The organism is Rhodococcus sp. 21391 (assembly GCF_016772255.1).
Classification (GTDB): domain Bacteria; phylum Actinomycetota; class Actinomycetes; order Mycobacteriales; family Mycobacteriaceae; genus Rhodococcus_F; species Rhodococcus_F opacus.
In genome coordinates this window covers 1,539,423-1,555,699 of sequence record NZ_CP063782.1, presented here as the reverse complement: position 1 = coordinate 1,555,699, position 16,277 = coordinate 1,539,423, and the positions used below count along the sequence as shown (strand labels likewise).

Below are 16,277 nucleotides of genomic sequence, written 5' to 3'. Positions count from 1 at the left end.
CGCTGTACTTCCGTGGTGCTGCCATGCTCTCCATCCTTCACAGGTTTGAGAGCCTCCGACAGACCCGGGGCGATTCAGGCTGATGATCTGGTGTGTGAGATGACCGAGGTGATGACGTTGCGGTGTGCCCGCCTGTACGGGCAGCGCAGTGCCCGTCGCAGTGACGCCGCTGCCGTGACCGCCGCGCCGGACCGCCCATGACGGCCACTGCTGCACTTGCTGATCCCACTGCCGACATCGCTGCGCCGGATCCGTCTCGGGTGGTGATCCGGGCGTTCGTGTACGTTCTCGATCCCACCCCGGGGCAGGTCGAGGCGTTGCGTTCGAATTGTGGGGCACAGCGTTTCGCCTACAACTGGGCGCTGTCGCAGGTCAAGTCGAACCTCGATCAACGGACCGCGGAACGATCCTACGGTGTTCCGGATGCGGGATTGACCCCGTCGATGTCGTGGTCCGCGTACAGCCTGCGCAAACACTGGAACACCGTCAAGGACGACGTCGCGGTCAACCCCGAGACCGGGCAGGTGTGGTGGTCGGCGAATTCGAAAGAGGCGTACAGTTCCGGGATCGCGAACTGCGCAAATGCCTTGTCGAACTGGTCAGCGGCGCGTTCAGGGAAACGTGCGGGGACGATGAGGTTTCCTCGATTCAAGAGCAAACGTGCTGCATCCTCGTGCCGGTTCACGACCGGCTGTATCGGCTTGGTCACCACCGACGGGGATCGCCGCCATGTCCAACTTCCCCGGATCGGGGTGGTGCGCACTGCCGAGTCGACCCGCAAGCTGGCGCGTAAAACCATTGCCGGGACGGCCCGGATCCGGTCGGCGACTGTGTCGTTCCGGCGGGGTCGCTGGCAGGTGTCGTTCTCCGTCGAGACGCTTCTCCCTGCACGAGCCCTCCCGCCCACCACGACCGGTCCGCGATCGGTGGTCGGGGTCGATGTGGGGGTCAAGCACCTCGCGGTTCTCTCGACCGGTGAACTGATCGAGAACCCGAAACACGCTCGCAAGCAGGCGAAGAAGCTGCGGCGCCTGCAACGCCGAGGAGCTCGCCGCACCGGCCCGGACCGCCGTACCCGCCAGCAGCCCTCGAATCGGTGGCTCCGCACGCAGGACCAGATTCAGCGGATACATGCCAGGGTCGCCAACAGTCGCCGCGACCACCTTCACAAACTCACCACCCAACTCGTCCGCGTCTACGACACCGTCGTCGTCGAAGACCTCAATGTCTCCGGAATGAGCCGATCCGGTGGCGCCTACAAGCGTGGGTTGAATCGCGCGATCGGTGATGCGGCTCTCGCCGAAATTCGACGGCAGTTGACTTACAAGACCGATTGGACTGGCACCGGTCTGCATGTGGCGGACCGGTGGTATCCGTCGAGTAAGACCTGCTCGAACTGTCAGGCAGTGAAAACCAAACTGCCCCTTAATGTTCGGGTGTTCGTCTGCGACCACTGCGGTTACCGCGGCGATCGTGATCACAACGCTGCCCTGAACCTCGCTGCACTCGCGGTGTCCGTTGAGGATGGCACGTCTCCGGCGAGTTGCGGACGAGACGTAAAAGCAGCCCGACAGAAACCAACCATAAGACCCGCCACCAGCGGGCAGACGGTATCGCTGCGGGAACACCACACACCAGTGGTGAACGTGGCCGGAGCAACCCGGCCACTCATGCCGAGTACACAAAAAAACACTCAGCGTGAACGGCAGATGGTCAGTCCGCCCCCGTCCCCCCGTCCCGTCGTCCCCGTCAGCAGGACAACACCGAATCTACCCACTTGTGTAGGAAAAAACACTACCTGAACAGCGAAAACGTCCCCGGCACACCCGGGTGCCGGGGACGTTTGGTATTCAGCGACTGACTGACGCTGTAACCGAGTGACTATCCCCTCAACGCTGAGATCGGCGTTTCCGCGGTCCAGATCCGCCCAAGGACTGCTTCCGGACGCTGTCGAGTGTCGCCCACAGCGCTTCGTTGTCCAGATCGCTTCGGTGCTTCTCGATTGCAGACACGAGCTGGTCAATCACTGCCCGAGCCGGCGGATTGAACGTCATTGCTGCCGCACCCGCCCAGGCGAGCGGTTCGTCCTCGCGCTTCAGGATCCGATCGAGCGCACCCTCACACCGATCGAAGAACTTCTCGGTGCGCTTAGTTTGATTGTCATCCTGATCGTTGGCTTCGAGCGCTCCCTCAGCAAGATCGAGAAATCCATTGATGATCCTCGTCGCGCGGTCACGCAGCACCGGGTCGAACCCGAGAGATGACCAGAATCCGTTCCACCGCGTGCGGTAACTGCGGTCCGAACTGAGCGGCACAAGGTGATCGCGTATCAGCCGGCCGAGGCTGTTCTCGTCCAGCTCACGCAGCTGACGCGCCAAGAGTGCTGGCTTCGATGCCTCGGGCAACGGCTGCGGATCTTTCACGCGCAACCATGGGTGCGGCCCCACCGAATCGATCACGGCAGTGAGCGGCCCGACGATGACCACGAAAGATCGACCTTACGACGGTGCGCCCCCTCGGCGTTGTCATCGAGCACGAACTCCGAAAGCAGCGCCTTGGCTCGTTTCTCGACAGAGCTAGCTTCGTTGTCCATGTTCATCTCCTTCTCGTTTGTCATCTCAACTCCTTCGACACAGCTAACACCGACAGATCGACTGCCGGCGCGTCGTTCGACCACACATGCGTACGACCATGAGGAAGCAACTCCGGTAGCGGGTGCAACCTCCACGGCTCGATCTCATCGAGCACTTCCTGAGCAAGCACGACACCATGGAAACGCGTCGGCACCGTCGTGACATCGACGATGGAGCCGCGGCGTCGGAACTCACTCATCGAGCGGGCCGAACCGTTGCTGATCACAATCTGCTTCCAGGGCTTGCCAGTGATGTCAAGAATCGCCACGACGTGTGGTTCGAGCCAACCCCGCTCACGCCAAACAGGCAAAATTCCTTTGTCCTTCGGGAGAGCGATCTGGGCGATCGCCTCGCGGGCGTAGTCGGTCTGCTGCCGGCCCCGCAACTCAGACTCGGCGGCTGGCAGACGCAGCTGCTCGAGTCGACGATGTGGGACGGCCGCCAACCGGCGGTTGGAGCCGGCCAACCATCGCCTAACGGTGCGCGACGAGACATGCATAGCGTCCGCGACCGCCTGCACGTCAACACTTCCACGTGCAGTTTCGCCGTAACAGGTCCGGAGCATCGCCTCGAGACGTTTGCGCGTCCAGCGAGGCCCTCGATGGACGACCACAACTTACCGTTCCACGTCGAAGCTGTTAATTTGAAAGAACTCCCACCCACCGACGTAGTCCTGCGCTCGCGTGTTCATCCAGTCGGTCATTCCCTTGTCGCCACCGCGTTCATACGCACTCCACATCGCCTCGACCTGGTCAGGCGTCAGCGCCAAGGTGATCAACCGATCCCGGGCATACTCCCGCGGTCCCGGACCCTGAACAGCATCGATCCTGATCTTGCCGCCGTACTTGGCCAACGCCTTACCTTGTTTGCTGCTTCGCATAGTCGACATCGCCGCGCGACGTGCGCTCTGCGTAGAGGCCGCTCGTTTGGCCTTGTGGGCTAGGGCTTTGAGGGTCTCAGCTCGTGGTTTGGCGATTCGCTGCCGACCTTCCGGGGCCAACCAGCGTTCCACGGTGCGTCGAGAGACCCCAAGATCGCGTGCTGCGGCGGCAGTGTTGATTTCGCTCCGTTTGCCGGGCCCGTAAGCGGCAAGTAGCTGAGCCTTGAGGTTGGCGGATCCAGGTCGACCGGAAGTGTCGGAGCCTCGGCGTCCGGTCAGCTTGCCGAAGAATTCCGATTGCATCTTTCCGCGCTCAGCGCGCAGCACTTCACGCACCGCTGTCTGGGTTACACGGAGTTCCTTGGCGGCTCTTACGACATTGATCTGGTTGTCCACCACAGAGCCGTAGTCCGCCAGACTGTCGGCGATCCGCGAATAGGCAGTGCGGCTGAGGGGCTTCCGTGCCATCACGAGTCACTTTCCGCGCTGATACCGGCGGACATCCACTCAGCCGGTGCGATCAGATCCGACTTGCCCCGGTAGCCCTTGCCGTCCAGGTACTGCTGATGTTCGGCGAGGAGTGCGGATCCTTCCGGCTTGTACTGGCCGAAACCACGTCCGAATTGCTTCGGTCCTCCAGGCCACGCCAGCTTGGGATCGGATTCATCCGACACGTAGAGCACGGTGTCTTTGGTGACTGCGACGGGCCATTGTCCGGTGTCTTCGCCGATCTGAGCTATCCGGTACATGATGTTGGCCCGCGACTTGGCGACGATGTGGTGGTGACGCTCTGGTGAATATCCTGGGCGTCCTGCCAAGTGCAGATCGGAATTGAGAATGCCGATCGTGTGCGTATAGATGACTTTGTTCTGTTCGCGAGCCAACTGCGCGTCGAGATCGTCCTTGATGTCCAAGGCGATGCGCGCATCCCGGATCCGTTCGTACCACGGGACGAGGACCCGTCCGTGATCAGGCCACACGTAGGCCTCCAGAATCTCGGGTTCGTACCCGAGACTGCTGGCGCGTTCGAGGGTGGGTGTAGTCACCCACTTCGGCTCGGAAATTGACAAACCCATCGGGTTGAGAGGATTCGGGAACCGCCAGTCCGCGGACTCGGGGATCTCCACGAGCCAGTACCCGGGGAGCTTGCGATCGAACGGTAGTCCGTTCGAATGATGCGCAGGTTCGCCGATCGGAAGTTCGAGGCCGGCGATTCCTGCCGCGTACGAACCGCCGCGGTCGAAGGCATGGACGTAACGGCACTTCGCTTCGTCGTCAGACAAGGTCCGTGACCAGTCGATATCTGCCTCGAAGATCTGGAACTTCTTGGCGAACTCGGCATCGGAGGGTGCGAATACGCGCTTCCATTCCTTCGGCCGGGCGGCGATCATCAGGTCGATGCCCGTCGATGCCGGGCTCACAGCCCAGGGGAAACGCAGAGCATTTGCTAGGAGTGACAGGCGTCGCGCCAGTGTGGCGGGTGCCGGCGAGTCACCAAGAATGGGCATCTCCTTGGGGTCCTGGCTCATGCCGGAGGTCAGTGTCACCCAGACACCACGGGTTTCACCTTTCCACACTCGCGTCCAAGTGCCGAGGCGGTCCCCCTCCTTGCCGCCGAGCTGCCAGCCCTCGGAGAGAGCCTCTGTGACGAACGGAGATTGTGCGGTCAGTTCCTTGAGCCTGTCGTTTCGATTGCGCTTGCCCAGACTGCTGGTGTCGATTCCCATGTGCTGCGCCATCGCGTCGGTGATCCAGATCTGCCCAGGCACCGACCATTTGTCGGACGTCCACGTGCCGAGGTTCAACGTCGCTACGAGCTCCGCGACATCGCCGACATGGGTGATCTGCGAGGCAAGGTCGTGACGGGTGCCGTCGGGAAGCCAGGCGCCATCGACGTCGAGTACTGCCGCGGGTGCGGTGAAGGTGGTCCGTGCATCTCCTGCTGCAAGTTTCGGTGCCGGGGTTGTCGTGGTCGGCTGGTGCGTGGTCTCCGCCGTCGCGACGATGGCCGGCGTTGCTGCAGCAGTCTCACGAGACGTCGTTTCGACGGGAGCCGCCACCGGCTCGTCCTTCACCATTGGCGAAACCTGTCCGACTGTGTCGCCGGTTGCTGCAGCTGCTGATCGGGTGGCGGCGGTGCTTTGCCACCAGCAGGGAAGGTGCATCACCAAGCCGTCGATCTGCCATCCGGCGTCCTCGCCGCCACACAGGGCGCAGATGGAAACCGGTGAAATCTGCACTCCATCAGCGGTATGCCCTTCGGCATCGGTCTCGATAGCCATCTCAGGCTCCTGTTCGGAATGAGAGCTGGTCAGGCTCATGACTTCGTTAGACGAATCACCCGAAGCTACGCCGGACCCTGGACTGTTCAGATCGGCGATCCAACCATCGAACAGAGCCGGACCACCGGGCACAGGCGTGGAAGAGTCGCTGGAATCGCCACCGAGTGTCGGGTCACTTGATCCTGCATCGTTGGTTACTTGGTCTTCCGGACCATCGCTACCGAGCAACTTGTGCAGCCGCAGTGCAACCATGCGCTGCCTGCGGTTTTCGCACTTGACCATCCGCTGCACCGTGTACCGCGGCATTCTGCCTTTCCGTTCCTCCGCGATCAGCACGCCCTCGTCATAGAGAGCCCTCAAGGCGGTACCGCGATCGATCTGCAAGGTATCGGTCATCGTCTGACCAGTGGCTTTCAACACCTGTTCGAGGGCCATCGGGTCCAACAAGACTTGTGGTTGACCATCGCACGGCCGCGGGTTGGCCACGACATATCCCAATCGAACGCCACGACCTTCCGCACGCCATCGAGGGGTGCCGTCGGATGTTTCACCCACCACACTGCGCCGCCATCCAAGACATGCCGCCATCGACCAATCCGATGGAGCTTGCCCGGTGTCGACGTCCTCCACGTAGGCGTGACCATTTCTCAGTGCGTGTACCAACAACTCCCGTACTCGCGCACCGGTCCGCATTGGCAGATCTGGGTCAGTCGCCGCAGCAGCGGCATCAGACAAGCCCATCGTGACCAGGTCCCCGACCTGCGCGACTTCGTTCTCCGTTAACGCCCCTACATCAACAAGGAAACGTGACATCGCATGCCAGCCCGCCCACAGAGACCCCAAAGCGTCTGCCTGACGAACACTTTCGCCGCTCGTGCGCAAACGCTCGCTATACCGCTCACCTTCGGCGAACGCCTCGGCGCGGACAATGTCCAACCGAGGGCATAACCATTGCAGGTACGTGGCCATCAACAAGGCGCGGCCATGACGGGAATGCGCAGTATCGAGTTCCTTCAAAACGTTCAGTTCGATTTCCCGCGCCTGCAGCGGCACCACGAGCATCCGCTGAGCTGCAGATCCTGGCCGCGGCATGATCTCGGAGGTGACCAAAGCAGACGCGCGGGGCGGGGTTCCGTCCAGAACCCCTAGACCATCACGTGTGCTTCTCGAGCGTTGCTCACCGTTGTGCACCATGCGAGCGAACTCTTCGAGCGCCTTCTGCGCAGTCCCGAAGTCTCGGGTTGGTGCGACATCGTCCGCCCAGTACAGAGCATCTTTTGCGGCGTTAAGCTTGATCCGCAATGCATTCAATGTGTCGCCGTTGCCCGACATCGATGTCGCCGGTCGCCGGCGATCCCATTTCTCTCCCCAGTGGTGCATCGCCAATGACGCGAGTGAGGTCTTGTAGCTGTTAGGCGATCCGACCAACGTAAGAACCCACGGGTTCGGACCCAATGCGGACCTGAATACCTGCCCAAGTAGAGCGGCCGAAACTCGCGTCGGGGTGCGTTCGAGCATCGAGCCGGAATGACGAAGGAATGCTTCTCGGATCCTTACCGGGTCGGGCGTCGGTGCGGGAAGGTCATACATCTTCAGGGGGCCGGTCAGCAGAACAGGGGCTACCCGTCCGCCATTCTCGTCGATGGCTCCCCCAGCATGAACGAAGAACCACTTGCCCTGATCATCGCGGCGCCACCCTGTCGAGCGGTATCGCACCACCCGTCGGATTTCGCGCCCACCTGCGCCCTTGAGTGCATCTCGCAGCTTCGCCACTCCGCTGGGGCGAGAGTCGTAGGCAGGCGGACCCGGCAAGGTATCGACCCAGCCGCAATCCCGGTACTCCTTCGCCGGAATCCGGATCCGCAGAAACTCTCGGCTCTCCGGATGGGTGTAGCCGATAACCACCGCGGTGAGTTCTTGAGGTGCGGCGGGGTTGACTTCACTCTGACCGGCCATCGCTGCTCGACCCATCAACTCCGGCTCGTCGACGTCGATACCCGCATCGGCAACTTCGAGATACTCCATCTCAACGATCCGCGCATCGAGGTCCAGTACGAGTTTCGCCTGTTGATCACCGCTCTTGGTCGTGACGATTTCGACCAAGTTCCCATCAATGATCCGATACACCGGAGCAATAACATTGCGCCCCCGGATGCTGTTCAGCGGCGTAGCCAGACTCTCCGAGTCGGACCAGACCCGCTGTGAATCAACGGGGCTGAGCGAGTCCTGAACCGCACCCGGTACGGGCTCAAGCTCGGGATCTTGCAGAATCGGTGGAACAGGAACTCGCGCGACATCGTGTGTGGCCCGAGCTGCAACGAGCGCGGCACGCCATGCGGTCATGGCATTCTCGACCGCTTCTCCCGCCCAATCGGTGCCTTCAGCCGCGGCCTGCTGTCGAACTTTGTCCAGAAGTTCAGTCAGATCCTCGAAACGTCGCTCCGATTCGAGCGCCCACCGCTGTGCGCGTCGGAACTCTTCGTCTCCGTCCCGCTCACTTGCACGATCAACTCTGGCGGTCGCCTCTGCCAGCGCAAGTTCGATTAGTGCTTGCTTCTCGATTACGTCGGCAGCGAAGCCGTGGGCAGCGACTTCCCCAGCCCGAACAGGGATGAGGCCACCCCACATCGAGTCGGTCGACCAATGTCCGTCATCGACGTGGTCAGTAAAATCAGATTTGGGTTCCGCCGTTGCGGACAGCAAGAGCTGGACCTGGGCGCCACTGCCACCCAACAGAGATGCGAGTTCGATACCTCGCTTCCATCCGACGGAGTCGCGATCGAGCACGATGCGAACCTCAGCGCCTTCGAAAAGGTCAGCACATGAGAGAGGGAAGTTCAGTCCGCCTTGAGCATTGGTCGTGGCAACCAGTCCAAGCGACTCGGCTGTCTCGACATCCTTCTCCCCCTCGAGTAACCACACAGGCGAATGGCTCGAGATTGCTGACAGCAGTTCCGGGAGTCGATACAAGACCGGTTCAAAACCCTCCGGCTTACGTCTGAGCCGGGTCCCTGCGGCATCCACGAAAATCTGTCGGAACTGCTTGTGCCGGCCAGCTTCACAGCTCGTGCATTCCTCGCGGATTACCTCCTGCACCAAAGTGCCGTCTGCAGATACATACGAGTAGACCTTGACTCGATCCCACCGGTGTTGAGCATCAGGTGTCACGTCCGGAAGCGCGATCCGGGCGGGAAGTCGTCCACCCTTCGGCCGGCGCCGCCCGGCACCACGTCGTCGGGGAGATCGGCCTACGCGTGTAAGCGCATCGCGATCAGGCAGCGGTTCGTCGAAGAGGTCCGTCATCGACAAACCCAGACCCTCGGCGATCTCCGAGACGGGAGCTTCACAGCCGTGGCAGTGAAGCAGCACCATTCCTCCCCTATGCCCATCGACCCAGGTCACGGACATCGACGCGTGACGGTCTCCATGGATCGGGCACCGCGCCATCAGTTGGGTCGAGCCGCGTTCGTTGACCCCGCCATTGCGTTCGGCAGCAGCACGAACCCGGTCGAATGACGACATCCGACCGATCTGAATGGTTCCAGCAGTGATAGCAGTCACGAAGCCGCCTCAGACACACGCGCCACGAGATCTGGCAAGCGCGGTGCGGCCCGGGTTAGTATGGGCACAGGTCCCCTCCAGGACTCGTATTTATGAACCAGGTCCCCTCCAGGACTCAGTTCGTAATCAACGGAACGAAGGACCCCCGCAGGCCGGCAAGCAGTGGGGGTCTTTCGCTATCTATGGCCAGGTCATGCCGAGATTGAAAGTTCGTTGTCGGACGAATCGGAGACCGCATAGCGCTCGTCGTGCGCCCGTAGTTTTTCCGGGTCCAACTTCTTGAGGATGTAGTCGGGGACATCCAGGTTGTACGCACGGGCCATGACGAGCAGGGCGTAGTCGCCGAGCTCGAGTCCGAGCTCTTCGGCGCGTGCTTCGTAGAAGCTGTGCTGTTGAAGGGGTGCACGAACTGATATGCACTTGCGCGTTCCCTTGTGTGGCCGTCCCATGCGAAGAGCCTAAACAGAAACTGCTTCGGAAACGTTGAATGACGTGTTGTCGGTGTGTCGCCGTTCATCGTGCATCCCCTCACCTTCACCAAAAATCCGCTTCTGGTTTGAGGAAGATCCTTCGACCCAGCGCTGTGTGACAGATGGGAAACAAAATCTTCGTCGCCGCATCATGCCGCGGTGCATGGACTGTTTGACCAAACTCGCCCGACCGCGGTTTCAGATGAACAACAACCCCTACGTGTGACCTGCGGGGCGACTCGGTGGGGAGTGGGGGGATTGGGAAGAAATACCTGATCAAACGGTAAAATCCACTCCCCACTACGGTGGGGAGTGGGGTGGGGAGTGGGGTGGGGAGTGGGTTCAAAGACACCTGAAGTGCCTTCGCACGCACCACCGCTGAGCTTTCGGGAAGCGATCAAGAGGTAGGGCGGCGAGGTTCTACTCCCCCACCGCCCTACCCCATCGTCACTACCGAGACGCCGTCCGAAGATGCAGCGACAAGACGCCAGCGAGAAGCCGGCTTCGGGACTTCGATCCCACCACCTTCACCTGAGCGTCAAGCCAGTCCCTCTGTGCCGTCGTGAACCGGAACCACGTCTCAACGGGACCCTTGACCGCGAATGGCTCCTGATGCATCGGGATCCCGGCTGCGGATCGCCGGGCCACCGGCTGGAACAGGCTGCGAAGTCCCGCGATCCCAACAGAATCGAAGGCCTCGATAGCCACATCAGCGTGATCACACCTACTTTCGGCCGCGCGGCTCTGCAGTGCATCACGCGTGGTGCGATCCAGGTAAGCCGTCACGGTCACCTTCCCGGTTTCCGTCGAAGGTTCGACATCATCGTCGAGGACCGGGGTCGGGTCCGGGACAGGCTCATAGATTGGATCCTGCTTTTCGACGGGTGCAGGTGGTGGGGTCGGTTCTGGTTTACGAGCCGGCTCGGAGCGAATGGGCGCCGTAGTGGTAGGAGCGGGTGGTTGGGCCTGAGCTTGTGGCGGCTCCTGCGCTGCAGGCGCCTTCTCGACATGCCGAGACTCCTCCGCGGCTGGTTCTACCTCGGTGATCGGGGTAGAGCGCCGAGGCTGGGTGGGGTTGCCTGCAGTCGGAAGGAGGCCGGCTAAACCCTCCGCTCGGTTACCTTTCGGAGCGAAAGCACTGGCAAGGCTCTTGCGGCGGGGAGTGCTGGTTTCGGTCATGCCGATGCCACCTCCTCGCTGATGGTCGACAGACGAACGAGGATTTCGCGTGTCAGTTCTGCGTAGTCCTCGGCCAACCCGGACGCATTGCGCGAAAGTATCTGATCCGTCGGTTTGGCGCCCTTCTTCAGTGCGGCGAAACGTGCGACTTTGGCGACTTCGGTCTGCTGTTCCAGCTCATGGACCAGCAAGCCCTCCCGGCGGGCATCGTAGGCCGTAGATTCCATCGTCCGGATCCGGGATTCGAAGATGGGGGCGGCATCCCCGATCATCTCGTTGACGGATTGGCGGATCTTCGCCGTGAGCTTGGTTGAACGCGAACCCACACCGAACAGGCAAATACCTGCCAACTGCAGCCGTGGGTTGACAGCCGGTAGATTACGGTCTGGATCACCATCGCGTGTCGCCGAGAACTGGCCGGCAATTGTTTCCAACCCGTCGAGGCTTGCGTCGTCCGCCCTGACTGGGATGACCACAGCCTGGACGACCTCCATCAATGCCTCCATGATGGTCAAATCACCGGGCGGAGTGTCGAAGATGATCACGTCATAGTTATGCGCAACCTGCAGGAGCATGGCGCGAACGAGCTGTCCGAGCCGCTTACCACCCTGACGCTGCTGGCGGGAAACCATGACGGCAGCCAGGTCGAACATCGCGGGACCACCCGGCACCACATCGAGATTCTCGCGGCCGCCGACATTGTGGACGATCGGAGGCGCGGACCCTTGCAGGAGCGCGGTGAACAGTTCGGATCCGTCACGCTTGTCGTAGCCCAGATCGCGGCACAGGTTCCCCTGGGGGTCGAAGTCACCGATCAGAACTCGGTATCCGGCGGCGGCAAGGAGTCCGCCGCAGTTGGCGGCACAGCTTGTCTTTCCCACTCCCCCCTTGCCGTTGAAGAATCCGAACGACACCGGCAGTTCCTGCTGCTCTGCAGTTGAGGTCTCGACGACGTGCATGGACATGGCAGTTCTCCCATTGGACTTTGGTTGTGACGAGTGGTTCCCCAGTGAAGCTAGCAGGATTCCTGGACAACTTGCCGTATGCCACGCGGGGCAGACCGTAGGTAGATCTGCGTGAGCAAACGCGTGAGATACAACGGGCGCAACCGTATGAGGCAACGCAGGTAGTTCGGCAGGTCATCATGCCTGGTAACTGGCGTGATAGTAGACGTGGTGATCGGCATGAATACCAGCGTGGAATCAAGTGTGTCATTCGGCAGGTCAATCGGCGTGGTCATACGCATGGCGACACGCTGGTTAACCTACGTGAGGACATGCGGCATGGCACGCGTGAACTCTGGCGGTATTAAACGCGTGACGAGCACCTAGTTGTCCTGCGTTGACTTACGTAGGAAGACACGCGTGAGACGTCGCGTGAGAGCATGCGTGAAGCATTGCGTGTCATACCGCGTGACCATCAGCATGAACAAACGCGGGACAGACTGCCGGATGTCAAGTGGGACAAACTACGTGGACAGATGCGTGATCTTCTGCGATGGCCCGAACGTGGCTACATGCTTGTGTCAACACGTGCACACGGGCGTGATTAGACGCGGGAGACCAGTGCAGGTGCTTGCACGTGAACTAATCCTGTCGCTTATGCGGACAACATCACTGGTTGTAATACGTGAACCGATACGTGCCCTCGCTGCGGGTCCGAGTGCGAGGGGGTAAACCGAATGAGATGCGTGACCGAGTACCGCAACTGGGCGCTAGGTGCAGTGCGTGAGATCGAGCTGGCACCCGACCGGAAGGCTCTGCGGATCGAACGTTGAGTGCGAGGCCTGACAGCGTGAAAGGTGAGAAGTCCCGTTCGCGTGAAGATATAGGGAATCACTTGCGTGAACACATGCGTGAAACGCTCGCAGAACTGTGTCCTACCTGTACTGATTCGGTCGTCTGCGGGGATCGCCGACCGTGCCGCGCCGGCTTCGTTGGAGGCTGATTCGATGGTGGAGGCCCGCGATAGTGATGACGCCGATCGCATCGGCGATGTCCTGAGCGCGTCGCTGTCTGTCGAGCTCGACGACGAGGTCGATCACGGTGTCTTCGAGGATGTTCTCGGCGGCCTTGTACAGGTCCCAGAGCTGCTTGAGCTCCCATGCCCGAATCAGAGGGTTCGAGAAGTAGAGACCATCGACGATGCGATGAACCCGATCCACCTGGGCATTTGTTCTATCTGCAGGGCTTGACCAGGTCGCAAAGTGTGAGCTGGCCGAGCAGTCGTCGACCGTCGAGTCCAGTTCGGCGGCGACAGTCACCCAGGAGGTGGGACAGATAGCCCGTCGGGCTTGCCTGACTGCCTCGCCGAACGCGCGTTGACAGACTGCGGCGTACTCGGTGGCAGCGCGCCGGCCCTCGTTCAGCTCGCGCAGATCCATCAGGGAGGTGAAGTCGTGGCGGCCGCGGGTGAACTCTGTGGCCGCGAGAAGCGCCTCACTGCCGCTCCATTGGAAGCGAGACTGCCTACATTGATCGCGGTGCCAGCGCAGATCCTCGACCCACGGAAGGCCAAGCTCAAGGCCCTCGCCATTTGGCACCGTCATATGAACATGATGCCATCATGCGGTGTGGGTGTCACCCATCGTTACGCAATCGTCCCGAATTCTTCTAAGTGGTAGATGCAGTTCCCAAACAAGGTATCCCGAACGTGAAAGGATAGGAAAGCGGAAAGCAATCAATATTAGTTCGAACCAATCTCTAGGCCGTCCCATCTGCATCCCATGAGACTGGCAAGATTGCGTGTGCTGGCTATCAAGATTGCATAGAAACATCTCGAAAATTGTTTCATCGCTATTTTGGGATGATATTGGTACGACACTGGGACGGGTATGCATGTGAATCAACTGTGGAGGCATGTACGTCCGCACTGCTCTCTTTGGTATAGGCATGAGTTGGTCTATGTTGTTCATATAACATCGCGTTTCACGTTGAAGGTGCGCTCCTAGGGCACTGTTGACGGTATGTACCGCCGAGCCGAGTAGTCCAGGGCGGGCTGTATAAAACACATCAAGATCATTTGGGTACGAGCGAGTGCCTCTCGCTCCCTGTTCAGCATCGGAGTACATCGTCGTGACGCAGGAACATGGTCGACCTCAAGCCACTGGGGAACACCGTCCGTTGGCTTCGACCTTTCGATCGCCGGCTGCTCGATCGGTCGAACACATCGCATCCCAGTACATCGAGGGATCTGATGATGTGGAAGTTGAACCGAATCGCGAAGCGCCACCTGAGCGTGGGTCGGTGGCAGACGCGGACGGCGGTGGGAAGTCGTCAAGCGTTCGGGTTCCGGCAAAGTGCCACGCAAAGCTTGAGCAGCTTCGTGAGCAAACGGGAATGACCAACGGTCAGATCTTCATTGTCGCGATCGAGGCGACGCATGAGCGTCTACCCGAGCTGTTGTACCCCGGTGGACGAATCGGGGGAGGGCTCTTCGCGCCCCGTGGCATTCGCCCCAAATCGTCACGTGACGATTCTGAAACGCAAGTGACATACCGCCTGTTCAAGTCCGACTTCGACGTCATTGATCAACTCGTCGTCGATCTCGCCGCGAAGTCGCGGTCCCATCTGATCACAGCGGCTCTGACCGGATACTTCTTCGGGGACGACGAACGCACACAGGCGGCAGAGTAGCGCCGACGAGCCCTACTTCTTGTTTGCGACTACTACCCAGAGCGCGAGAACAATCATCGGCGCAACAGCGACGGGGACGGCCAGAAGTGAGTGGACAGTCGTCCCGGTCGCGGCCAAACCATCGATCGCGCTAACGAAATAGGGCCGCAAGAAACCCACAACCCCGCAATGTGACGACCGCGAAGGCGCCGGAGGATTCGGGATTCGCGGTGGGATCTGGAGATCGCGTCGGGGCATCTGTCGCTCAGTTCGTCATCGGGTCGCCAGTGGCAGTCCGACCTGCAGCTGCGAAATGTTCGAGCGCGTCGAAGCAAGCGGCGGCCGCCTTTGCCATCTGAGCGGCGCTGTGGCGGGCGTTTCGGAGGGAAACGCCCCAGCAGAGAGGTTGCATGTCTGTTCCGCAGTGGTGTGTGGGTCGGTGGTATCCCTAGAGCGCCAGCTGTCAGTTTCCTGATATCAGCGCTCTGATGCCAGGTGGGGGAGAGGTTGACCTCGGCGAGCAGTCGGGTGAGCAATTGCGTGTGCGCGTCGCCGTGGAATCCGCCAGCGATGTGCCCCTCCATGCGTCCTCGTGCGAGTCCGGAGGCCGAGTACCGCACTCGCGTCCGCAGTGAGCTCGCTGTGACTCGGAGAGGTAATGTTCCAGTACCTTCCGGTGCTCGTGTCGATGACGGCGATGTCCCGCACCTGGTGAATGCTGCCACCGCTCCCTGACGTCGTCACGTGTACGACGAACAGATCGCGACCACGGTATTTGAACGATGAAGGGGGAGGAGCCTGGCGTGCAGGCTAGTTGCGGTCCTGTGACTGCGTCCTCCTCGATGGGTCTTGCCACCCGGGGCCTCGGTGCCCGCTGGCCCGGATGCTCTGTGCCCGACTACGCCGTCGTCGTCGCCCGATTAGTGGGGAAGTCCGCTCGAACTGCTTGGACGAACGCCTCGTATTGAGTCTCGGCGAATCGAGCGAAACGAGAGGTTGGGGCGATTCCGTCGTACCGTTGTCCATCGAATTCGATCGAGGTGGTCGGCTGATCGCTGCCGACGATTGAGTACTCCGAGATCGGTCTATGGGTGACGGTGTCACGCGTCCGCTTGAGAGGCTCCGATCCGCCCTGTTCAGCGCGCAGCTCGACACCCTTGTTCATAGCCTCACGCAGGTGATCTAGATCTGAATCCCTGCCCGAGCGTCGTATTGGACAGATTTTCGCAGCCGATAGGCCGCTGCAGCACAGAGGTCCAGACATGTCATCGCTGTACGTGAGGCGTAGTCGACCGGTGCCAACATCAGGATGTTGAACTGTTCATTCGAGAGGCGCTCCTGCATTTGCCTGTGGCCGTCCCGCTCGCGCGACCATTCGGCCATCCCGCCCGCGAGCCGGACGAAGCCGACCTGGAAACCTGCGGACGAAACGAGGTGTGACGCGGCCTGGTATTTATCGCCGAGCTGCCTGAGCCGAGCGGAGACGAGGTTCGAGAGGTCCAGCTGCTTCACGTTGACGGCGGAGTCGCCCATCTACTCAGTCTGGCAGTGGGCGCGCCGGATACAACAGGTCTTGCCCCGGATGGCCGGATACGTGAGGCGTATGGGAAACGTCGGGTCTTCCGTCTGTCCCACCGCGAAAAGGACCCCGGCCGGTG

The 16,277-nt window shown here is 61.0% G+C and carries 11 protein-coding genes; 2 read left to right on the top strand and 9 right to left on the bottom strand.

The window, feature by feature from the left end:
- The first annotated feature begins 197 nt into the window (after positions 1 to 197).
- Entirely contained in the window at positions 198 to 1,802 is a 1,605-nt protein-coding gene (tnpB, locus tag GO592_RS42070) for an IS607 family element RNA-guided endonuclease TnpB (protein ID WP_012686731.1), read from the top strand.
- A gap of 87 nt (positions 1,803 to 1,889) precedes the next feature.
- Here the strand turns inward: tnpB and GO592_RS42065 are convergent, their stop codons facing one another.
- From GO592_RS42065 to GO592_RS42030, 8 genes are all read right to left on the bottom strand, one after another.
- Complete coding sequence (locus tag GO592_RS42065) at positions 1,890 to 2,486, bottom strand: hypothetical protein (protein ID WP_012686732.1); 597 nt, start codon at positions 2,484 to 2,486, stop codon at positions 1,890 to 1,892.
- Positions 2,456 to 2,617, bottom strand: a complete 162-nt coding sequence (locus GO592_RS42060; RefSeq protein ID WP_158306526.1) for a hypothetical protein — start codon at positions 2,615 to 2,617, stop codon at positions 2,456 to 2,458. The genes GO592_RS42065 and GO592_RS42060 overlap by 31 nt, the downstream gene beginning before the upstream one ends.
- Positions 2,614 to 3,099, bottom strand: coding sequence for a hypothetical protein (locus tag GO592_RS42055; RefSeq protein WP_308821638.1), 486 nt, complete (start codon positions 3,097 to 3,099; stop codon positions 2,614 to 2,616). Before GO592_RS42055 ends, GO592_RS42060 begins: the two co-directional genes overlap by 4 nt.
- 150 nt (positions 3,100 to 3,249) lie before the next feature.
- On the bottom strand, positions 3,250 to 3,981 hold the full coding sequence (locus GO592_RS42050) for a hypothetical protein (RefSeq protein ID WP_012686734.1): 732 nt from the start codon (positions 3,979 to 3,981) through the stop codon (positions 3,250 to 3,252).
- A complete protein-coding gene (locus GO592_RS42045; RefSeq protein ID WP_202715264.1) occupies positions 3,981 to 9,356 on the bottom strand; it encodes a telomere-binding protein in 5,376 nt (1,791 codons plus the stop codon). The genes GO592_RS42050 and GO592_RS42045 overlap by 1 nt, the downstream gene beginning before the upstream one ends.
- Positions 9,357 to 9,547: 191 nt before the next feature.
- Positions 9,548 to 9,805, bottom strand: a complete 258-nt coding sequence (locus GO592_RS42040; protein WP_012686736.1) for a hypothetical protein — start codon at positions 9,803 to 9,805, stop codon at positions 9,548 to 9,550.
- A gap of 1,196 nt (positions 9,806 to 11,001) precedes the next feature.
- Positions 11,002 to 11,970, bottom strand: coding sequence for a ParA family protein (locus GO592_RS42035; protein ID WP_005574273.1), 969 nt, complete (start codon positions 11,968 to 11,970; stop codon positions 11,002 to 11,004).
- 914 nt (positions 11,971 to 12,884) lie between these two features.
- Positions 12,885 to 13,553 (bottom strand): hypothetical protein, encoded by a 669-nt coding sequence (locus GO592_RS42030; protein WP_012686738.1) that lies wholly within the window; start codon positions 13,551 to 13,553, stop codon positions 12,885 to 12,887.
- Between the two features lie 697 nt (positions 13,554 to 14,250).
- Here GO592_RS42030 and GO592_RS42025 point away from each other — a divergent pair.
- The gene (locus GO592_RS42025; protein WP_043827244.1) at positions 14,251 to 14,640 is read left to right on the top strand and encodes a hypothetical protein; all 390 of its coding nucleotides are present in this window, start codon (positions 14,251 to 14,253) and stop codon (positions 14,638 to 14,640) included.
- A gap of 1,161 nt (positions 14,641 to 15,801) precedes the next feature.
- On the opposite strand, the gene GO592_RS42020 is transcribed toward GO592_RS42025, so the two are convergent.
- Positions 15,802 to 16,152, bottom strand: coding sequence for a hypothetical protein (locus GO592_RS42020; protein WP_043827246.1), 351 nt, complete (start codon positions 16,150 to 16,152; stop codon positions 15,802 to 15,804).
- Between the last annotated feature and the right edge of the window lie 125 nt (positions 16,153 to 16,277).